Source organism: Arthrobacter sp. Soil761, assembly GCF_001428325.1.
Classification (GTDB): Bacteria; Actinomycetota; Actinomycetes; order Actinomycetales; family Micrococcaceae; genus Arthrobacter.
Window position 1 is genome coordinate 185,673 of sequence record NZ_LMSF01000012.1, and the last position, 18,871, is coordinate 204,543.

The 18,871-nt window shown below is 65.2% G+C and carries 21 protein-coding genes; 11 read left to right on the forward strand and 10 right to left on the reverse strand.

Annotation, left to right across the window (positions count from 1 at the left end; genetic code table 11):
* Positions 1-9 precede the first annotated feature (9 nt).
* From ASG79_RS08960 to ASG79_RS08970, 3 genes are read right to left on the reverse strand one after another with little or no spacing between them, the layout of a single operon-like run.
* Positions 10-633 carry an energy-coupling factor transporter transmembrane component T family protein gene (locus tag ASG79_RS08960; RefSeq protein ID WP_056390257.1) on the reverse strand — a complete coding sequence of 208 codons (624 nt, stop codon included), beginning with the start codon at positions 631-633 and terminating at the stop codon, positions 10-12.
* A complete protein-coding gene (locus ASG79_RS08965) occupies positions 630-1,361 on the reverse strand; it encodes an energy-coupling factor ABC transporter ATP-binding protein (protein ID WP_056390260.1) in 732 nt (243 codons plus the stop codon). Before ASG79_RS08965 ends, ASG79_RS08960 begins: the two co-directional genes overlap by 4 nt.
* A gap of 11 nt (positions 1,362-1,372) precedes the next feature.
* Positions 1,373-2,017, reverse strand: coding sequence for a biotin transporter BioY (locus ASG79_RS08970; RefSeq protein WP_018772102.1), 645 nt, complete (start codon positions 2,015-2,017; stop codon positions 1,373-1,375).
* A 690-nt stretch (positions 2,018-2,707) separates the two neighbouring features.
* Here ASG79_RS08970 and ASG79_RS08975 point away from each other — a divergent pair.
* Positions 2,708-3,187, forward strand: a complete 480-nt coding sequence (locus tag ASG79_RS08975) for a GNAT family N-acetyltransferase (protein WP_018771177.1) — start codon at positions 2,708-2,710, stop codon at positions 3,185-3,187.
* A 37-nt stretch (positions 3,188-3,224) separates the two neighbouring features.
* Positions 3,225-3,515: an antibiotic biosynthesis monooxygenase family protein gene (locus ASG79_RS08980; RefSeq protein ID WP_018771176.1), complete on the forward strand. Its 291-nt coding sequence runs from the start codon at positions 3,225-3,227 to the stop codon at positions 3,513-3,515.
* Between the two features lie 275 nt (positions 3,516-3,790).
* On the opposite strand, the gene ASG79_RS08985 is transcribed toward ASG79_RS08980, so the two are convergent.
* On the reverse strand, positions 3,791-4,354 hold the full coding sequence (locus tag ASG79_RS08985) for a dihydrofolate reductase family protein (protein ID WP_018771175.1): 564 nt from the start codon (positions 4,352-4,354) through the stop codon (positions 3,791-3,793).
* Between the two features lie 486 nt (positions 4,355-4,840).
* Between ASG79_RS08985 and ASG79_RS08990 the strand changes: the two genes are divergently transcribed.
* The 3 genes from ASG79_RS08990 to ASG79_RS09000 all read left to right on the forward strand — a co-directional run bounded on the left by ASG79_RS08990 (position 4,841) and on the right by ASG79_RS09000 (position 8,685).
* Complete coding sequence (locus tag ASG79_RS08990) at positions 4,841-7,078, forward strand: Ig-like domain-containing protein (protein WP_162256822.1); 2,238 nt, start codon at positions 4,841-4,843, stop codon at positions 7,076-7,078.
* A gap of 65 nt (positions 7,079-7,143) precedes the next feature.
* Entirely contained in the window at positions 7,144-7,581 is a 438-nt protein-coding gene (locus ASG79_RS08995) for a VOC family protein (RefSeq protein WP_056390261.1), read from the forward strand.
* A 90-nt stretch (positions 7,582-7,671) separates the two neighbouring features.
* Positions 7,672-8,685, forward strand: a complete 1,014-nt coding sequence (locus ASG79_RS09000; RefSeq protein ID WP_056390264.1) for a DUF808 domain-containing protein — start codon at positions 7,672-7,674, stop codon at positions 8,683-8,685.
* A gap of 28 nt (positions 8,686-8,713) precedes the next feature.
* Here ASG79_RS09000 and ASG79_RS09005 read toward each other — a convergent pair whose 3' ends face one another.
* A complete protein-coding gene (locus ASG79_RS09005; RefSeq protein ID WP_056390267.1) occupies positions 8,714-9,778 on the reverse strand; it encodes a spore photoproduct lyase family protein in 1,065 nt (354 codons plus the stop codon).
* Positions 9,779-9,990: 212 nt separating this feature from the next.
* On the opposite strand from ASG79_RS09005, the gene ASG79_RS09010 reads away from it, so the two are divergent.
* Complete coding sequence (locus ASG79_RS09010; RefSeq protein WP_056390270.1) at positions 9,991-11,589, forward strand: ABC-F family ATP-binding cassette domain-containing protein; 1,599 nt, start codon at positions 9,991-9,993, stop codon at positions 11,587-11,589.
* On the opposite strand, the gene ASG79_RS09015 is transcribed toward ASG79_RS09010, so the two are convergent.
* Genes ASG79_RS09015 through ASG79_RS09030 form a run of 4 tightly spaced genes read right to left on the reverse strand, consistent with a single transcriptional unit; the run spans position 11,586 to position 13,636 of the window.
* On the reverse strand, positions 11,586-12,062 hold the full coding sequence (locus ASG79_RS09015) for a YbaK/EbsC family protein (RefSeq protein ID WP_056390274.1): 477 nt from the start codon (positions 12,060-12,062) through the stop codon (positions 11,586-11,588). The genes ASG79_RS09010 and ASG79_RS09015 overlap by 4 nt on opposite strands.
* Before the next feature lie 3 nt (positions 12,063-12,065).
* Positions 12,066-12,944, reverse strand: coding sequence for an SURF1 family protein (locus ASG79_RS09020; protein WP_018771168.1), 879 nt, complete (start codon positions 12,942-12,944; stop codon positions 12,066-12,068).
* Positions 12,945-13,208 carry a hypothetical protein gene (locus ASG79_RS09025; protein WP_056390277.1) on the reverse strand — a complete coding sequence of 88 codons (264 nt, stop codon included), beginning with the start codon at positions 13,206-13,208 and terminating at the stop codon, positions 12,945-12,947.
* Positions 13,205-13,636, reverse strand: coding sequence for a DUF3099 domain-containing protein (locus tag ASG79_RS09030; protein ID WP_018771166.1), 432 nt, complete (start codon positions 13,634-13,636; stop codon positions 13,205-13,207). Before ASG79_RS09030 ends, ASG79_RS09025 begins: the two co-directional genes overlap by 4 nt.
* Before the next feature lie 151 nt (positions 13,637-13,787).
* Between ASG79_RS09030 and ASG79_RS09035 the strand changes: the two genes are divergently transcribed.
* The gene (locus ASG79_RS09035; protein ID WP_018771165.1) at positions 13,788-14,513 is read left to right on the forward strand and encodes a beta-ketoacyl-ACP reductase; all 726 of its coding nucleotides are present in this window, start codon (positions 13,788-13,790) and stop codon (positions 14,511-14,513) included.
* Positions 14,514-14,654: 141 nt separating this feature from the next.
* Positions 14,655-15,419: an SDR family oxidoreductase gene (locus ASG79_RS09040; protein ID WP_056390280.1), complete on the forward strand. Its 765-nt coding sequence runs from the start codon at positions 14,655-14,657 to the stop codon at positions 15,417-15,419.
* A gap of 73 nt (positions 15,420-15,492) precedes the next feature.
* Here the strand turns inward: ASG79_RS09040 and serB are convergent, their stop codons facing one another.
* On the reverse strand, positions 15,493-16,386 hold the full coding sequence (gene serB / locus ASG79_RS09045; RefSeq protein WP_056390283.1) for a phosphoserine phosphatase SerB: 894 nt from the start codon (positions 16,384-16,386) through the stop codon (positions 15,493-15,495).
* A 136-nt stretch (positions 16,387-16,522) separates the two neighbouring features.
* On the opposite strand from serB, the gene ASG79_RS09050 reads away from it, so the two are divergent.
* The 3 genes from ASG79_RS09050 (at position 16,523) to ASG79_RS09060 (ending at position 18,869) form a co-directional block, all read left to right on the forward strand.
* The gene (locus ASG79_RS09050; RefSeq protein WP_056390286.1) at positions 16,523-17,185 is read left to right on the forward strand and encodes a hypothetical protein; all 663 of its coding nucleotides are present in this window, start codon (positions 16,523-16,525) and stop codon (positions 17,183-17,185) included.
* A gap of 91 nt (positions 17,186-17,276) precedes the next feature.
* On the forward strand, positions 17,277-18,062 hold the full coding sequence (locus ASG79_RS09055) for an ABC transporter ATP-binding protein (RefSeq protein WP_018771161.1): 786 nt from the start codon (positions 17,277-17,279) through the stop codon (positions 18,060-18,062).
* 21 nt (positions 18,063-18,083) lie between these two features.
* Positions 18,084-18,869: a sulfite exporter TauE/SafE family protein gene (locus ASG79_RS09060; RefSeq protein ID WP_056390288.1), complete on the forward strand. Its 786-nt coding sequence runs from the start codon at positions 18,084-18,086 to the stop codon at positions 18,867-18,869.
* Positions 18,870-18,871: the final 2 nt, after the last annotated feature.

Consider the following 18,871-nt stretch of genomic DNA (forward strand, 5'->3'; position numbering starts at 1 on the left):
GGGGCTGTGTCAGTCCTCGGCCTCGCCGAGGCCGCGGGCGGCGAGCGCTTCGCCGGTTTGGCGGGCGTAGGCCACGGAGGTGATGAACACGGGCAGGATCAATGCGCGCGGGTTGCGCTCCAGGCCCCGTGCCCGGGCGGAATCGCGGACGTCGGCGAACGTGCCGGCAATGAACGGGATGCTGCGGAGCATGATGCCAATAGTCAGGGCGAAGCGTTCAGGATCGGCGCCGAGCCTCCTGAACGGACGCGCCAGCCTGACAACGCCATCCAGGAGCTGTTGAATGGGTGTGGTGGCGGTGAGCAGGGACGCCGCCACCACGCAGACCAGGATGTTCAGGACGATCCGCGCCGCAGTGGGGCCGCCGAGCTGCCACCACTGGAAGAACCCGATGGCCAACAGCACTGGAGCCAGCGGCCGGACGGCTCCCCAGATCCGTCTCGCGCCGGCGCCTGCCAACAGGAACAGTCCGGTGAGCATGGCCAGCACGGCAGCGGAGATGCGCCAATCCACGATGACGAAGGACGCCAGGCCGCAGGCAAACACAAGCCCGAACTTCAGCGCCAGCGGTGCGCGGTGAAGGAGGGAGTTGCCTGGCACGTAATTGGCCAGGAGGAATCCGTGGCCCCTCACGGAGCGTCCCTGCCTGCCGGATTCAGCCCCTGCAGGCACCACGAACGGTAGGCTGCCACGGCTTCGCCAGGGGCGCCGTCGAATGCCACGCGGCCTGCTTCGATGACCAGGACGCGGTCCATTTCCAGTGCCAGGTCCAGGTCATGGGTGGACATGATGATCTGCTGGTCCAGGTTGGCCAGCGTCCGGCGGAGCAGCTCACGGTTGCGCAGGTCAAGGAGGGTGGAGGGTTCATCCAGGACCAGGACCGCAGGGTTCACTGCGAGCACGACGGCGAGCGCCATGAGCTGGCGCTCACCGCCGGACAGCTCGTAGATGCTCTGGTCGGCCAGGTGCAGGAGCCCCAGCCGTTCGAGCGCCTGGCCGGCCTGGCGGCGCCGCTCGGGGCCGTTTTTCACGGAACGGCGCAGGGACAGCTCCACATCCTCCCTGCCGGTGGGCATCACCAGCTGGGAGAGGGGATCGGTGAAGACGAAGCCGACGTTCCGCCTGACTTTCCGCACGGCACGCACTGTATCGTCGCCGTCGACCGTCACCGTGCCGGTGGTGGGCTGGATGAGCCCGTTGACCAGGCGCAGCAGCGTTGACTTGCCCGAGCCGTTGGCGCCGATGACGCCCACGCGTGCCTCCTCCAGCCGGAGGGTTACCGCGTCAAGGAGGACTTTGGGCTGTGCGGAGTTCTCCGTTTCGACGGCGACGGACGCCTGGTCAAAGGTCACTGCGGGCATGGCGGGAGGTCCTAGGCGCTTTCGGACGCGGCGGTACGCCGGCGCACGCGGCGGACCAGGACGTCGGGGAAGGCGCGGTGAAGGGCGACGGCGATCGCGGCGGCGAGGACATTCTTGATGATGTCGCCCGGGTAGAAGACCAGGTCGCCCAGGAAGGCCTGCTCCAGGGTGGCCTTGGAGTTCAGCGCGATGCCCAGGATGCCCAGCGAGTGCACAACCACGATGCTCGTGGCCGTGGCAGCCACGAAGAACCAGAGGGCGCGGGCCTTGGTGGTGCGTTTGATCACCACGGTGGCCAGCCATCCCACGACGCCTGCGGCGATGGGGAAGGCGATGATGTAGCCGGCCGAGGGTCCGGCGAGGATGCCCAGGCCGCTGCGGCCCTGGCTGAAGATGGGCAGGCCGGCCAGGCCAAGGAGCGTGTAAAGCCCGACGGCGGCGAACCCGCGGGCGGGGCCCAGCACCAGTCCGGTGAGCATGACGGCCAGGGTCTGGAAGGTGATGGGGACGCCGAAGCCGTTCAGGGCCAGTCCGGGCACCAGGGCTGCGCCGGCCACGAGGGCGGCAAAAACGGCGATCAGCCCAAGGTCAGTGCCGTTCCAGCGGCGGCGCTCCGTCCGCGGGCTGTTCTTAGGGGTGGTCTCGGTATTGCTCATGGTGGTCCTGTCGGGGTTGTACAAGCGGAATCTAATGTACAGCCGACGCTACCGGGGTGGAACACCGCCCATTTTGTAGGGGATCTACTAAACCGGGCCGCGCCTGCCTCGGGCTGGGCACAAAGAGCCCTCGGTCACGGGTCTTGTCGTTTCTTCCGGCGTGTGAGGCCCCCACTGTTGATCGTACCGACGAGGCTCCTATCCACTGGTGGCTGCACCTCTTCCACCGAACGGTTGTCAGACTTTGTTGCGGGAGTCTCCCGTCCTCTGGGTCTTTGGGGAGAAACCCAGGAGCAGGTGACGACACCGGCGGCGCCAGGGCGTGGCCCCCGTCCTACCGGCCTCACGTCGAATCGTGTAGGCGCCGCAGGCGCATCTGGCCGGCGCGTATCCCACTGCCATGCCGGCGTACCTTATTCCTCATGCCCCCATCTGCCCCGATGTCTCGAAACCCTCCGTCCAGAAACCACCGGTTTTGAGACGATTTGATGTGTAGCGGTTAGGGCACCTTCACCGTGCAATCATCGTGCGGGGTAAACGTGCATAGGGAGGCCAGCAACGGTGCCGAGGGAAGAATCTTGCCTGGCCGCGCGCTCGGCCACCGGCTTCCGGGCGGTACATCGTCACTTCCCCATGCTGAGCCAATGCGCACTGAGATATCCCTGCTCGTCGTCGTGACAGGATCGACGGATGAACCTAACACCACTTCCAGACGTTCGTGCGGAGCAGGGAAGCGCGTCCGCACGGGACGCGGCCGGAATCTGGGCTCGCGCTACCGCTCTGCGGGATCAACTCCCCGTAATTCCAGCGGTCGACGACAAACTGCCGGGTATTGAATCAGCGCTTGCCCTTGACGGGGCGCTGCTACTAATGGCCCGTACTGGTGATCGCGCGATGGCGTTCTCGATCGTCGTTCCTCGACTGGATGTTTTGGAAGTGCTCTATCTAGCAGTTGACCCGGAAGCCTGGGGCAACGGTCTTGCGCGCCAACTCCTTGATCATGTCCGACGCCACTCGCTGGACGTGCAGATTTCTATGGAGCTTTGGGTTATCGCTGACAACACGAGAGCCATCGCCTCCTACGAAAGTGCCGGCTGGATTCCAACGTCCGACGTTAAGGTTCGCAACTCGCCGGGCCGGCCGGAACGCCGCTACATCCTGTCCCCGTAAGGGATCGTCAACCGGACGGCTGTGAGAAGCTGAGCGAATGATTCTGGAGCACGCGATCCTCCCCGTCCGTACCGGCAGCGAGTCGGATTTCGAAGAGGCATTCCGGGTGGCGCGACCTCTGATCAGCAGGCAGCCGGGGTTCCGCAGTCTTTCGATTTCGCGGTCGATCGAGTCCCCAAACCTGTACCTTCTCCTCGTTGAGTGGGATTCGATGGAAGCTCACACCGACGGCTTCCGTGGGTCCGCCGACTACGAGCAATGGAAGGGCCTGCTGCACCATTTCTACGACCCGTTCCCGGTCGTTGAGCACTTCACAACGGTGCGGTAGCCGATCCCCTTGCGGACAGCCATACTCGTCTCCTGGTCCGTCTGGATTTGTCTCATGACTCGGGTAAGTAAGATTCCCGGTGTTTCGAGGTGCAGAGGCCTTCGAGGCACTGAATGGGCCCAATTGAATGAGGCGCTGCCCCTCAGTCGGATCCATACCCGGACGGTCGCCTTTGGTGAAGAACACGATCCTGCAGGAACGTCACCATCGCCTCATAACAGAGTGCAGCGAGATCCTTGGTTGGCCCGGGGCCATGCTGACCCGACGTCGGGTATTCAGCGCCTGGTCTCGTACCTGGTCAGCAGCACGCCGTCGGGAAACGGCCGGGTCTCCACCAGGCTCAGGTTTACCCAGTTGTCCAGGGCGGTGAAGAACGGCGTGCCGCCGCCCACCAGGACCGGGTGGGTGACGAGCACGTAGTCGTCGATCAGCCCGGCCCGCATGGCCGCCCCGGCGAGTGTGGCACCGCTGATGTCCATGGCGCCGCCGTCGCCGGCCTTGAGCCGGGTGATTTCGGTGACCGCGTCGCCGGTGACCAGGCGGGTGTTCCAGCCGACCGTGCTGATAGTCGAGGAGAACACTGCCTTCGGCATCTCCCGCCAGCGGTGGGCGAACTCGATCTGCGCCGGCGTGGCGCCAGGCTGCTGGTCGGCAGTCGGCCAGTGGGAGCTCATGGTCTCCCACAGTTTGCGCCCGTACAGCGCCAGCCCGGTCACCGCAACCCGGTCCGACCACCATTGGAACAGCTCGTCGCTCGGTACGCCCCAGCCGAGGTTGTCCCCGGGCGCGGCAATGTAGCCATCCACGCTCATGTTCATGGCGAAGGTGAGGTTGCGCATGGCGATAGTCTCCCGTCGTTCGGTATTCGCTGTACAGACCGGCGGTTGACGGAGGTGGACCCGTGTGCGCTCCGCAGGCGATAGGAAGTGCCGGAACGGATCACCAGCGGTAGTCCATACACCGCTGCAAACATCCAGCAGAACTGTCAATTCAGACGTAAATGGCTTCGTGCTGAAAATGCTTTTTAGCAGGCCTCCACAAAATCGAAGTCTATGCAATAACAATGTGGAACTGCTGTGGAAACCCGAAGAATACGTTCCTTTTGCCGTGTAGGGGCAGGGATTAGGGGGAGCCCGGGATTGTTTCGGATGCCCCCAGCAATGACACTGAACGAACTGATAATTGGCGGTGGCATTGGACTCCGGGGAGCTACATTGATTTATAGTCCGTTTTTCCAAAGGGGCGAGCGTGGCAGTAGTTCCAGGAGGGCCGCGCTTTTCCAATTGCTAGGACTTGATCGCTTGGCTTGCGGCCTCCTGACAGCGATGTTGGTTGTGCTGGCTGCTCTGGCAATGCCGGTCCCGGCGTCGGCTGCCACCGGTGATGTTGGCGTTGAAGGTCCATCGCATACAGGAACGGACAGTCCCACGGGCACCAAGCGGGCCACCAGTTCGCTGTGGTTCACCGACGGCTCCTGGTGGGGCAACCTGTGGAGTTCGGCCACGTCGGATTTCCACATCTTCAGGTTCAATGCCGCGACGGGTTCCTGGGTGGATACGGGTGTGGCAACTGATCCCCGCCCAAGCACCCACCACGACGTGTTGTGGGACGGGAAGACGTTGTATGTGGCCAGCTACCGGTTCGTTAACGACGAGCTGCCGGCTGAGCCCAACTACCCCACAACATTGCGCCGCTACAGCTATGACTCGAGCACCAAAAAGTACAGCCTGCTGAGTTCCACCCAGATCAACAACTCCAAAGTTGAGGTCCTGACCATCGATAAGGACACCACTGGCAGGGTCTGGGCCACGTGGCAGCAGGGAAACAGGATCTACCTCAACGTGACCGCCACGGACGGCAAAACGTGGGGAACCCCCTTCCAGCATCCGGCATCGATGAGCAACGTCTCCGTGGATGACACGTCGGCCGTCATCGCGTTCGACGGGAAGATGGGCGTCATGTGGAGCCGGCAGGTCGGCGACTCCACCGATGGCATGTACTGGAGCTACCACGTCGACGGCGCCTCGACCACGTCCTGGAGCACCCCCGTTGCGGCAGTTTCGGGCCAGAGCAGCAGCGATGACCATATGAATCTGAAGTGGCTGGACTCCTCGGGTGGCAGGGTTTTCGCCGCTATCAAGACGTCCTACACGTCAGCATCCCAGCCCCTGATACAGCTCCTGGCACTCAGTGGAACCACGTGGTCGGCGCACACGATCGCAACCGTGGCGGAGTGTCCCAACCGCGTGATCGTGATGATTGACGAGAGCACCCAGCGGCTGCGTACCTTCGCCACCTATCCGAAACCTAGCGGCACGACGGATGCCGGTGTCTGCACCAGTACGGGAGGCGCGATCTACGAGAAGTCCACGCCGCTGGACAAGATCAGCTTCACCACCACCAAGACAGCCCGCATCGTGGACGCCGACCAATATGTGCACAACGTGACCTCGACCAAACAAAACCTCAACAGTGCCGACCGTGGCACGGCGAACAGCGGCCTGCTGGTGCTTGCGGATGCGAATGCGACCAGCCGGTACTGGCACTACTACGATCCGACCGGCGGCGGCAGCACTGATACGGCAGCCCCCACCGTGACGGCGACGTCTCCCACTGCCGGTGCCACGGGTGTGGCAGTGGCGGCGAACGTGACCGGGACGTTCTCGGAGGCCATGACTGCCTCGACGATTACAGCGAACACGTTCACCTTGAAGACGGGGACGACGACGGTGCCGGCCGCCGTGTCGTACAACAGCACAGACAAAGTGGCCACATTGAACCCCAGTGCCGACCTGGCGGCCGGTTCGACGTACACGGCAACCATCACGGGCGGCGTGGCCGGGGTAAAGGATGCAGCAGGCAATCCCCTGGCATCGGACAGGACGTGGACCTTCACCACGGCTGCGCCCGCACCCGCGCAGACTCCCATTGCGGTGAAGGCGGCGTCACTCAACGGTGGGCTGGGAGCAGCCACCACCCCGGAGATCTACGGCCTGAAGGACAACGGCGGATACCAGTGTTTTGAACGCGGATGCATCCTCTACTCGCCGGCAACAGGGGCCCACATCTCGGTGGGGGCGATCCGCAGTCTTTGGGCGGCTACAGGGTTTGAAAACGGCGGGCTCGGATACCCGGTCACCGACGAAGTGGGCGGCCTCAGGGACGGCGGGGTGTACCAGAACTACCAGGGCGGCGCCATCATCTGGTCGCCGGCAACAGGGGCCCACATCTCGGTGGGGGCGATCCGCAGTCTTTGGGCGGCCACGGGGTTTGAAAACGGTGGGCTGGGATACCCGGTCACCGACGAAGTGGGCGGGCTCAGGGACGGCGGGGTGTACCAGAACTACCAGGGCGGCGCCATCATCTGGTCGCCGGCAACAGGGGCCCACATCTCCGTTGGCGGCATCCGTTCAATCTGGGCCTCCACAGGGTTTGAATCCGGCCGCCTCGGATACCCCACCAGTAACGAATACGCGACGGGCAATGACGGAAGCGTGGCCCAGAACTACCAGGGCGGCGTTATTCACTGGAGCCCGACCCGGTCCTACATCTCATGGTTTTAGCGACTGGACCGGTACATTGTCCGGTTGTTGTCCTGAAACCCCCTGCGACTTGGTAATGTCTGGCCATGCCCATCAAGCTGGAAAACGTCGGCATAGCCGTCCGCGACCTTGACGCGGCCATCGCGTTCTTTACCGATCTCGGACTCACCGTCCTGGGCCGGCAGACGGTCAGTGGAGAGTGGGCGGACACCGCCGTGGGCCTTGACGGGAACCACGCCAAAATCGCCATGCTCCAAACCCCGGACGGACACGGCCGCCTTGAGCTCTTCGAGTACATCCACCCCGCGGCGATCGAGACTCCACCCACGTTGCCCAACGAGATCGGCATGCACCGCGTCGCATTCTCAGTGGAGGACATCGACGCAGCACTTGAAATCGCGGCGACGCACGGCTGCCACCCCCTGCGCGGTGTGGCCACCTACGAAGACGTCTACAAGCTGACCTACGTCCGGGGGCCCAGCGGCATCATCGTAATGTTCGCCGAGGAACTGAAGAAGGGCTGAGCGCCCGCTGCAATATACTCCCAACATGCCCTTCTCGCACCCAGCCCTCAATACCCATCGGTCCGTTACCGTGCTGCGCGGAGGCCAACTGTGAGCGGCGGCCTGGTTGCCCTGCTCGATGACGTTGCGGCCCTGGCCCGGATTGCGGCCGCCTCGGTGGACGACGTCGCGGCCGGCGCCGCCAAGGCTGGGGCCAAGGCCGCGGGCGTCGTGATCGACGACGCCGCCGTCACCCCGCAGTATGTGTCGGGCTCGGACCCGTCCCGTGAACTGCCGATGATCAAGAAGATCTTTTGGGGCTCCATCCGGAACAAACTCCTGATCATCCTCCCGGCCCTGCTGCTCATCAGCGCGTTCGTCCCGGGAATCATCCCGTTCATCCTCATGCTGGGCGGCACCTACCTCTGCTACGAGGGCGCAGAAAAGGTCTGGCACAAACTCCGCGGCGGCCACGAAGAGGACGGGGATACTCCGGCGGTGGACCGCGGGCACGATGCAGAGGCCAAGGTGGTCAAGGGCGCCATCACCACGGACTTCATCCTGTCCTGCGAAATCATGGTCATCTCCATGAACGAGGTTGCCGCCGAGTCCATCTGGGTCCGCGCGTTCATCCTGGTCATGGTCGCGTTCGCCATCACGGTGCTTGTCTATGGCGCGGTGGCACTCATCGTCAAGATGGACGACATCGGGGTCCATCTGGCTGCCAAGGACTCTCCCCGCGCCAAGCGCCTTGGGCATCTGCTGGTGAGGGGCATGCCCGCCGTGCTGACCACCATTACCTTGGTGGGAACAATCGCCATGCTGTGGGTGGGCGGGCACATCATGGTGCAGGGGGCACACGACCTCGGCTGGCATGCACCCTATGACCTGATCCATGCACTCGAGCACCCGGTGGCCGGGGTTGCGGTTGTGGGCGGCTTCCTGGCTTGGCTGGTCGACACCCTTTGCTCGGCAGTTATCGGTCTCGCCTGGGGCCTGGTAATCCTGGCAGTCGTAGGACCGCTGCTGAAAGTATTGCCGTTCGGCAAGGCCAAGGGCGGCCACGACGAGCACGCGGAAACGATCCGGGCCGAGGCCCCTGGCCCGGAGAAGCATGACGCCTGACGGACAGCGCGTACCTCGGAAGCGAACCCTAGAACGCGTAGCGGATGCGGCAGTAGGGAGTTAACTTCCCCATCAGTGTGGTGAGCTGCCGGACGTACCCCGCCTTCGCCCGCGCCCGGTACCGGACGTTACTGAAACCGTTCGACGAGACCTTGGCTTCCTGGAGATCGGGACGCCACAGGACGTCTTCAGCCTGCGGATGCCAGCCCAGGTTGACCCGGTGCAGCTGGTCATTGTGCGTCAGGAAAATGACTTCCGCGGCCAGCTGCTCCTTGGCCGCCGGCGTCAGGGTCGAATCGAGTTGGCGCAGCAGCTGCTCCCAGTCCGAGAGCCAGGTGTCGGTGATGATGACGGGGGAGAAGTTCACATGCACCTGGTAGCCGGCCTCAACAAAGTCGTTGATGGCGGCCATCCGCTCCGCCACCGGCGACGTCCGGACGTCAATGGACTTCGCCAGGTCCGCGGGCATCAGCGAAAAGCGGATCCGGGTGTGCCCGCCGTGCTCCCAGTCCAGCATTGCCGGGTTGACGAACTTGGTGGCAAAGGACAGCTTCGCATTGGGCAGTTCGCGGAAAAGCGTGACAAGCTCCTCCACGTTGTCGCTGATCAGTGCATCGACCGAGCAGTCACTGTTTTCGCCGATGTCGTAGACCCAGAGTTCCGGGTCGCACTGGTTGGGCTCCAGCTTGATCCCCTGGCGGACGGCGTGCCGCTCAATGGCTCCGGCGATCTGGCCAATGTTGGCGAAGACCGTGACCGGATTGCTGTAGCCCTTGTGGCGCGGCACGTAGCAGTAGGCGCAGGCCATGGCGCAGCCGTTGGCTGTGGAGGGTGCGATGAAGTCTGCTGACCGCCCATTGGGCTTGACGGCCAGCGACTTCTTGACGCCAAGGACCAGCGCTTCTGTCTTGATCCGGGACCAGCGCGGGACGTTGGTTTCGTCACCATGCACGTCCGGAATGTTCCAATGGTTTTCGACCAGTACGACGTCGGCATCCGGCCAGCGTGCCACGATCTCCTGTCCCCGGGGCAGCTCCAACGCGGCAGGCTGGGCGTAGATGCGCCGGATCTGGAGCAGCCGATCGAATTCCATGACCTCATTCTCTCCGACACTCCGGGGCCGCAGGACACGGTGACGCCCACGGCATCAGCAGCAATTGCCCGCGGCAGGTTCCCGCGGAAAGTGCACTGCTCCGGCGGACGGTAGACTGGACTGTGCCGTTCTCCGGCCACTCTGCCCCAGCGTCCCTTACGTAGTACGTGCGCGGACCAGGGCGTTCCCTGTTGTGAAAGGCCTTACCTGCTGTGATTACTGTCCAGGATCTTGAACTGCGTGCCGGTGCCCGGCTCCTGATGGACCAGGTGAGCTTCCGTATCGATAAAGGGGACAAGATCGGCCTGGTGGGCCGGAACGGTGCCGGCAAGACCACGCTGACGCGTGTCCTTGCGGGCGAAGGCCTTCCCGCGGCCGGCAAGGTGACCCGCAGCGGTGAAATTGGCTACCTGCCCCAGGACCCGCGCACCCCTGACATGGAGCAGCTGGCACGGGACCGGATCCTCTCCGCCCGCGGCCTGGACATCGTGGTCGGGAAACTCCGCAAGGCGCATGACGAAATGGCAAGCGACGACGCCGACGTCCAGCGCAAGGCCATGAACCGGTACGACCGGCTGGAGTCCGAATTCCTCGCGGCCGGCGGTTATGCCGCCGAGGCCGAAGCTGCCTCCATCTGTTCCAACCTGGCACTCCCTGACCGCCTGCTGAACCAGCCGCTCAAAACACTTTCCGGTGGCCAGCGGCGCCGCGTGGAGCTCGCACGCATCCTCTATTCCGATGCCGAAACCATGCTCCTGGACGAACCCACGAACCACCTGGACGCCGATTCCATCGCCTGGCTGCGTGACTTCCTGAAAAACCACCAGGGCGGCCTGATCGTCATCAGCCACGACACCGACCTGCTGGAAGCAACCGTCAACAAAGTGTTCCTGCTGGACGCCAACCGTGCCCAGATCGATTTCTACAACATGGACTGGAAGCGGTACCTGCTGCAGCGGGAGACGGACGAGCGTGCCCGGAAGCGTGAACGGGCCAACGCAGAGAAGAAGGCACAGGTCCTCATGGACCAGGCCAACAAGATGCGTGCGAAGGCCACCAAGGCCGTGGCCGCACAGAACATGGCCAAGCGCGCCGAACGGCTGCTCAGCGGACTGGAAGCCGTCCGCGAGCAGGACCGCGTGGCAGCCCTCCGGTTCCCGGACCCGTCACCCTGCGGCAAGACCCCGCTTACCGCCGACGGTCTCAGCAAGTCCTACGGCTCGCTGGAGATCTTCACCGACGTGGACCTGGCCATCGACCGAGGTTCCAAGGTGGTCATCCTGGGCCTCAACGGCGCCGGCAAGACCACGCTGCTGCGCATGCTCGCGGGGGTGGACACCCCGGATACCGGCGAAGTCATCCCGGGCCACGGGCTGAAGGTGGGCTACTACGCGCAGGAACACGAAACCCTGGACCACGACCGCACGGTGCTTGAGAACATGCGTTCCGCTGCGCCGGACATGAAGGACGCCGAGGTGCGCGGCATCCTCGGTTCCTTCCTCTTCTCCGGCGACGACGTCGACAAGCCGGCAGGCGTGCTCTCCGGCGGCGAGAAGACGCGCCTGGCCCTGGCCACCATCGTGGCCTCCAGCGCCAACGTCCTCCTCCTCGACGAACCCACCAACAACCTGGACCCCGCCAGCCGCGCCGAAATCCTGGGCGCCCTGCGCAACTACACCGGCGCCGTCGTCCTGGTCAGCCACGACGAGGGCGCTGTTGAAGCCCTGAACCCCGAACGCGTGGTCATGCTTCCCGATGGCGTCGAAGACCTCTGGAACGAGGACTACCTGGACCTGATCACCCTGGCCTAGCGCACTTTCAGCTCCAGGGCGTCGGTGATCCTCCGGAGCTGGGCGTAGGTGATGCTGAACATTGACTTGTGGTCCCCTGCTCCGGCCCAGAGGGTTTCGTGCTCCTGGAGGCTCAAGTCCAGCAGGGTCCTGATTCGCTTCGGGTGGCCGACCGGGGCTACCCCGCCTACTTCCTGGCCGGTATGTTCCAGGACGAAGGCAGGGGAGGCGCGGCGGATCCGGCCCTGGGCCAACTGCCCGGCCACGAGCTTTGTATCGACGCGCGCGGCACCGCTTGCGAGGATCAGCAGCGGCTCACCGTTGAGGTCGAAGACCAGGCTGTTGGTGATGGCCGCCAGATCGCACTCCAGAGCTTTTGCAGCCGCCGCCGCCGTCGGCACCCCGGCTTCAAAGGTCCGCACCGTGTCGCCGACTCCGGCACCCACCAAGGCCGCCCGCACCAAGGCGACAGGGCCGCCGTCGTCCGTGGTCATGCCTCAGTACCCCTGCGCGTCCAGGAGGGCGTCTTCTTCCTCCTCCGCCGTGGCCCTCTTGCGCTTGCGCGGCGGGGCCGGCCGGCGGCGGGAGGCGGGGACGGCTGAATGCACGGCGCCGTCCGGCAGCGCCTCTTCCTCCTCCTCGGCGTCGATCGCTGCATTGCGGGCCTGCTGCCGGGCCGCGTAGCCGAAGCCGACGAACATGAGCACGCCGAAGGCGAACCACTGCAGTGAATAGGACAAGTGTGTGCCCTCGTCCGTGGACGGCTTGGGGAACGCGACGGGCATGTCGGCGGACGGCGGCGTCTCCGACGCAAGCTGGCCGTAGGCCCCCGTGAGCAGGGGATAGCCCAGCTGCGCGGCGTACGTGGGCAGGTCAATCGATGCGAGCTGGCCTTCGGGCGCCCCGCGCTGAAGTTCCGGCTCGCCGTGCTTCAGGCGGACGACGGCGGTGACCTCACCGGAAGGGGGTGCCGGCACCGAATCCGGGCTGCCCGGGTTCTTGTTTCCGATGGGCAGCCAGCCGCGGTCAATAACGACGGTTTCGCCGGTGGCCAGGCGGAAGGGGACCACCACCTCGTACCCCGGCTGCCCGTTGAGCGGGCGGTTGCGGACAATCCGCTGGCCGGCGGCATCGTAGGAGCCCTTCAGCTCAACCTGGGTCCACTCCTTGGCCGGGTCCAGCTGGTTGAACTGGTCCCGTGCCTGCGTAAAGGGGATGGGTGTGGCCGAGTAGTTGCTGACCACGCGGTTGATCTCGGCCAGCGTCTCGGCGCGGCGGTCCATCTGCCAGCGGCCCAGAAAGACGCATGCGGTGGCAAAGATCGCGGCCAGCAGGAGATAGCCCAGCCATTTGCTGGAAAAGAGGAAGCGGTACATTCAGATGTCCTGCTCGGGTGAACCGTCGTCGCCTGGGCGCAGGGGAAGCGTTTCCTTCCAGAGCCCCCGCGTCTGCAGGTAGTCCTCCAGCCAGTCCCGGTGGTCGGCGCAGGCCAGCCAAATCTTGCGGCGTTCAGGCGCATGAATCTTGGGATTGTTCCAGAGGAGCTGCCAGGACGCCTGGGCCCTGCAAGCCTTCCGTGAGCAGATGGCGGCCGTTTCGGATGCCAGGTCCGATCCTGCTGCAAAATCGAAAATGCTCATGATGCCTGCCGCTCCTCCCCGGGCCCGGGCTCCTCATCCTTCACCAGTTCGCCCTGGAGCACAGCGCTTCCCGGCTGGTCTTCCGTATCCGGGAGAACCGGGCTTTCAATCTCGGCCAGGGGAGCGGAATCCAGCAGCAAATCGCTGTGGGCCTCAGCCTTGTCGCTCCCGTTGGCGATGACCACCGCAATCCAGGGCAGGAACACCGCGCCCGCCACGGCAATGATCTTGAACCAGCCGTCCACCACGAAGATCAGGATCAGGCACACCATGCGGATCCCCATCGCCAGGGCGTACTTGATCATCCGCTGGCGCATGTCCTCAGAGTGCGCGCCGGCAGCGTCGGTAATGCTGTGGACCTCGGTGTCGCCGGAGAACCGGCCCGGTTCTTCGGGCGCGGAATGTCCCGCATGGTTTTCAAGGGTCACGGTGAATGATCACGCTCCAAAGGCTTCCCTCAATTCTCGCACCATCGGCAGTGCTGCCCAAACCCGCAGCGGGCCTGCCGCTAAGATCGGAGGCAGCCCAAACCACACCCGCTACCGCGGCGCAGCCTGCCGCAGAATCCGGAGCCCCTCTATGACTGAAACAGCTTCCGCGCCCCGCAGCGTCCTGATCACAGGCGGCAACCGCGGCATCGGCTTGGCCATCGCCCAGGCGTTCCTGGCTAACGGTGACAAGGTGGCGGTGACCTACCGCAGCGAAACCCAGCTGCCTGACGGCATCCTCGGGGTCAAGGCGGACGTCACCGATGAGGCTTCCGTTGACGCAGCGTTCAAAGAAGTGGAGGCTGCCCACGGCCCGGTGGAAGTGCTGGTGGCCAACGCCGGGATCACCAAGGACACCCTGCTCCTGCGCATGAGCGAGGACGACTTCACCTCCGTCATCGACACCAACCTGACCGGCGCCTTCCGTGTCATCAAGCGTGCCTCCAAGGGCATGATCCGGCTTCGCAAGGGCCGCGTGGTCCTGATCTCGTCCGTCTCCGGTCTCTACGGCGCCCCGGGCCAGATCAACTACTCCGCCTCCAAAGCCGGCCTGGTGGGCATCGCCCGGTCCCTCACCCGCGAACTCGGCTCCCGCGGCATCACGGCCAACGTGGTCGCTCCCGGCTTCATCAACACCGATATGACCGCTGAGCTCCCCGAAGCCACCCAGAAGGACTACCTGGCCAGCATCCCCGCCGGGCGCTTTGCCGAAGCGTCCGAGGTGGCCAACGTGGTCCGGTGGATCGCCAGCGACGAGGCCGCCTACATCTCCGGCGCGGTCATCCCCGTGGACGGCGGCCTGGGCATGGGCCACTGACTCGTCCGGACCTTGCCCCTGCAGGAAACTAGCCGGGCGGCGCTTATTTGTCGGAGCCGCACAAGGGATATCGGCAACAGCCGCTGGCATGATGGACTGCAGACCACAACGATTTAGATGTTTTGAACAAAGGAAGCTCGAATGGGACTGCTGGACAACAAGACGGCCATCGTCACGGGATCATCGCGGGGCATCGGCGCCGACGTAGCAAAGATCCTCGCCTCGGAGGGGGCCGCCGTCGTGGTCAACTACCGCCAGAAGGCGCCCCGCGCCAACAAGGTGGTGCAGGGAATTGAAGCCGCCGGCGGACGCGCTGTCGCCGTCGGCGCCGACCTCACCACGCAGGAGGGCGTGCAGGCCCTCGCCAGTGCCGCCATGGAGAACTTCGGATCGCTGGACATCCTGGTGCTGAACGCCTCCGGCGGCATGGAAACCGGCATGGGGGAGGACTACGCCCTCAAGCTCAACCGCGACGCCCAGGTGAACATGCTCAACGCCGCAGTGCCCCTGATGAAGGAAGGATCCCGCGTGGTGTTCGTCACCAGCCACCAGGCCCACTTCATCAACACCGTCGCCACCATGCCGGCCTATGAGCCCGTGGCCCGCAGCAAGCGAGCCGGTGAGGATGCCCTGCGCGGCCTGATCCCCAACCTGGCGGAGAAGGGCATCTCCCTGGTGGTGGTGTCCGGCGACATGATCGAAGGCACCGTCACCGCCACGCTCCTGGACCGCTCCACCCCGGGCGCCATTGAGGCCCGCCGCGCGGAAGCCGGGAAACTGTACTCCGTGGAGGAGTTCGCCCAGGTGGTGGCCGGCATGGCAACGGCCGACGTCGAATCCGGCCACACCGAGTACGCCGGCGGAGCCGACTACTTCGGCAAGGGCGCCCAGCAGCCTTCCAGCTAGGTACCAGGAACGTGGCTCCCGCTGCCGGGCAATCCGGCGGCGGGAGCCACAGCCATTTAAGGCGCCAGCAGGGTCAGACGCCGGCCACGTGGCGGACGGCGTCCAGGTACGGCATGTTCAGGGCTGCGTCGGCCACGGCGCGCACGGCAGGCTTGGCGTTGAACGCCACCCCGATCCCCGCAGCGCCGAGCATGTCCAGGTCGTTGGCGCCGTCGCCTACAGCCACGGTGTGCTCCAGGGCGATGTCCTCCGCCGCGGCCCACTCCCGCAGGTACTTCTCCTTGGCGGCCCTGTCCACCACCGCGCCCAGCACCCTGCCGGTCAGCACGCCGTCAACGATTTCAAGTTCATTGGCCTGCCAGTAGTCCAGGCCCAGGTCGGCGGCAATCGGCTCAAGGATCTGGTTGAACCCGCCGGAGACTACGGCCACAACGTGGCCGGCCGCCTTGAACGCCGCCACCAACTCCCCGGCGCCTTCGCTGAGCTTCACTTCGTGGCGCACGGAATGGACGACGTCGGCCGGCAGCCCCGCGAGTACCGCCACCCGGGCGTGCAGGCTCTGGGCGAAGTCCAGTTCGCCGCGCATGGCAGCTTCCGTGACAGCCGCGACTTCCTCGCGTTTGCCGGCGTAGGCGGCCAGGAGTTCGATGACCTCCTGCTGGATCAGGGTGGAATCCACATCCATGATCAGCAGCTTCCGGGCAGCGGCCCGAAGACCGGCTGGAACAAGCGCCGTGTCGAAATCTCCGGTCGCGGTGTCCGCCACGGAGCGGCGCAGGGCGGCGAGCGCCGCCGCGGTCACGTCCGGAAGGGCCAGTTCGAGGATGCGGACCTGGTACCGGTCGTCCGCCGGAGACGATTCGGACAGCACCTGGGCGCCGTGCGATGCAAGGACGGAACGCAGCTGCTCCAGCCCGGTGGGGGTCACATTGAGGCCATAGCTGACCGCAGTCACGTTCGAAGTCATGCCTGCAATCTTAGCCAGCGCCGACCGGACGACCGGAATTCGTTGCGGACAGGCGGATAGCGCCGGCACTGCTGCCGGGCCTACCATAATCGTGGCTGGGTTTCCGACGGACGCGTCCTGACACCAGGAGACACAGATGGACCAGCCAACCACGATTCCCGGCGACAGGACCGCAGCAGTGTGCGCCTACGCCGCGGCAGCCGCCGGGGCCCTGGGCGCGGTGACCCTGGGGGCTATGTACGCCGTCGAGGTCCCCCGGGGCGGCCCTTACGTATTCGGCACCATCAACGACGCCACCGGCGCTGCGTTCAACGTGCTGGCCATTCCGGTCATCCTTCAAGTCCACCGAAGGGCGCCCCGTGCGGTGTGGACGGAGCCAATGACCTGGCTCACGGTTTCAGCCTGCGCTGCAGGTGCTGCCAGTTCCGCACTGCTTGTCCTGAGATTGCTTGATTTCAACACTTCCACCGCTGTTTCCGTCGCGTCCATCACCCTGCAGGGCGCATGGTTCCTGACCATCCACGCCCGGCTGCGCAGGGTGGAGGACTATCCGCGCAGCCTGTCCGGATTGGGGCGCGCCATCGGCGGTGGAATGCTGTTTGGATTTGCCTTGGCTGCAGCAGGCTTCTCCGTGGAGCGGCCGGCGTGGCTGCGGACGGCACTGATGGCGGCCGGGGCAGCGGCGGCGGGCGCAGCGTGGCTGGCCTGGCCCTACTGGTATTACAGGGCAGGGCAGTACTTGGGCGGCAGGCTGCGTTCCGGAACTGTGCCGGCGGCCGGAGCCCAGGACGGCGGTTGAGGGCAAAGCCGGCGCCAGCCGGAGACTGCCACTTAGGGGGCCTTCACACCGGTTATCAGTCATCTTGTTTTTTGTCCTAGTGTCTACTCCTATGAGTGATGTTCTGGAACTGGACTCCGTCAGCGTTGTCCGAGGTAAGAAAACCCTGCTGGACAAGGTTGACTGGCAGGTCAATGAAGGCGAACGATGGGTCATCCTGGGCCCCAACGGCGCCGGCAAAACCACCCTCCTCCAGATCGCGGCGGCCCGGCTCCACCCGAGCAGCGGCACCGCGGGCATCCTCGACGAAGTCCTGGGCCGCGTCGACGTCTTCGAACTCCGCCCGCGCATTGGCCTCTCGTCCGCAGCCCTCGCCACCCAGATCCCCGAACAGGAGAACGTCCTGAACGTGGTGGTCACCGCGGCCTACGGCGTCACGGGCCGCTGGCGCGAAGGCTACGAGCGCGACGACGAACGCCGCGCGTTCCGTCTGCTGAACGACTGGGGCATGGGGCCGCTCCTCAACAGGACCTTCGCCACCCTGTCCGAAGGCGAGCGCAAGCGCGTCCAGATCGCCCGGGCCCTCATGACGGACCCCGAACTGCTCCTCCTGGACGAGCCGGGCGCCGGCCTGGACCTGGGCGGCCGCGAAGAGCTGGTCCACAAGCTGGGCGAACTCGCCAGCGACGAGGCCGCGCCGGCCATGGTCCTGGTCACGCACCACCTCGAGGAAGTCCCTCCGGGTTTCACGCACGCCATGCTGCTGCGTGACGGCGGCGTGGTGGCCGCCGGTCCCATCACCGAGGTGCTGACCGAAGAGCACCTGAGCACCACCTTCGGCCTGCCGCTGTCGGTGACCGAAAACGCCGGGCGCTACACCGCCACAGCCCGCCGCTAGAGCAGGCCTGCGCCAACTACCTTGGAACTCTTCAGCAGCATCATTGTGTTCATCGCCGGCCTGTGGGCGGGCACCATCAACGCGGTGGTCGGGTCCGGCACCCTGGTCACCTTCCCGGTGCTCATCGCCCTGGGCGTGGCCCCGGTGGTGGCCTCCATGAGCAATGCCATGGGCCTGGTGGCGGGGACCGCTGCCGGCGCCTTCGGGTACCGGCGCGAGCTGGCCGGCCGGGGACGGCAGGTGCTGCGACTGCTGCCGGCGTCGGTCCTGGGCGGCGTCTCCGGCGCCTGGCTGCTGCTGCACCTGCCGGAGAAGGTATTCCACTACGTTGCGCCGGTCCTCCTGGTCCTGGCGCTGCTGATGGTGGTGTTCCAGCCGCGGCTCCAGGACTGGGTGCGCAACCGCGAGGCCAACCCGGAGCACGCCGTCCGGGACAAGCGCCACGGGATCCTCCTCATAGTGCTGGTGTACCTGGCCGGCGTGTACGGTGGCTACTTCGTGGCTGCCCAGGGAATCCTGCTGGTCGGAATCCTTGGTGTCTTCCTCACCGGCACCATCCAGAACGCCAACGCCATGAAGAACATCCTGGTGCTCGGCGTCAACATGGTGGCGGCCATCTCCTACCTGCTGTTCGCCTTCGACCGGATCAACTGGCTGGTGGTGCTGCTCATTGCGGTCAGCTCCACCATCGGCGGCCTGCTGGGCTCGAAGGTAGGCCGGAAGCTTTCGCCGCGCGTCCTCCGCGCGGTGATCTTCAGCCTGGGCATCGTGGCGCTGGCCGTCATGACCGCCAACCTGCTGAAATAATC

Bases quoted from the DNA above. Each gene is read 5' to 3' on its own strand.
- ASG79_RS08975 (WP_018771177.1), top strand. From the start codon at position 2,708: ATGAACCTAACACCACTTCCAGACGTTCGTGCGGAGCAGGGAAGCGCG.
- ASG79_RS08965 (WP_056390260.1), bottom strand. From the start codon at position 1,361: ATGCCCGCAGTGACCTTTGACCAGGCGTCCGTCGCCGTCGAAACGGAG.
- ASG79_RS09005 (WP_056390267.1), bottom strand. From the start codon at position 9,778: ATGGAATTCGATCGGCTGCTCCAGATCCGGCGCATCTACGCCCAGCCT.
- ASG79_RS08995 (WP_056390261.1), top strand. From the start codon at position 7,144: ATGCCCATCAAGCTGGAAAACGTCGGCATAGCCGTCCGCGACCTTGAC.
- ASG79_RS09055 (WP_018771161.1), top strand. From the start codon at position 17,277: ATGAGTGATGTTCTGGAACTGGACTCCGTCAGCGTTGTCCGAGGTAAG.
- ASG79_RS08980 (WP_018771176.1), top strand. From the start codon at position 3,225: ATGATTCTGGAGCACGCGATCCTCCCCGTCCGTACCGGCAGCGAGTCG.
- serB (WP_056390283.1), bottom strand. From the start codon at position 16,386: ATGACTTCGAACGTGACTGCGGTCAGCTATGGCCTCAATGTGACCCCC.
- ASG79_RS08990 (WP_162256822.1), top strand. From the start codon at position 4,841: ATGTTGGTTGTGCTGGCTGCTCTGGCAATGCCGGTCCCGGCGTCGGCT.
- ASG79_RS09050 (WP_056390286.1), top strand. From the start codon at position 16,523: ATGGACCAGCCAACCACGATTCCCGGCGACAGGACCGCAGCAGTGTGC.
- ASG79_RS09035 (WP_018771165.1), top strand. From the start codon at position 13,788: ATGACTGAAACAGCTTCCGCGCCCCGCAGCGTCCTGATCACAGGCGGC.
- ASG79_RS09040 (WP_056390280.1), top strand. From the start codon at position 14,655: ATGGGACTGCTGGACAACAAGACGGCCATCGTCACGGGATCATCGCGG.
- ASG79_RS09020 (WP_018771168.1), bottom strand. From the start codon at position 12,944: ATGTACCGCTTCCTCTTTTCCAGCAAATGGCTGGGCTATCTCCTGCTG.
- ASG79_RS08985 (WP_018771175.1), bottom strand. From the start codon at position 4,354: ATGCGCAACCTCACCTTCGCCATGAACATGAGCGTGGATGGCTACATT.
- ASG79_RS09015 (WP_056390274.1), bottom strand. From the start codon at position 12,062: ATGACCACGGACGACGGCGGCCCTGTCGCCTTGGTGCGGGCGGCCTTG.
- ASG79_RS09025 (WP_056390277.1), bottom strand. From the start codon at position 13,208: ATGAGCATTTTCGATTTTGCAGCAGGATCGGACCTGGCATCCGAAACG.
- ASG79_RS08970 (WP_018772102.1), bottom strand. From the start codon at position 2,017: ATGAGCAATACCGAGACCACCCCTAAGAACAGCCCGCGGACGGAGCGC.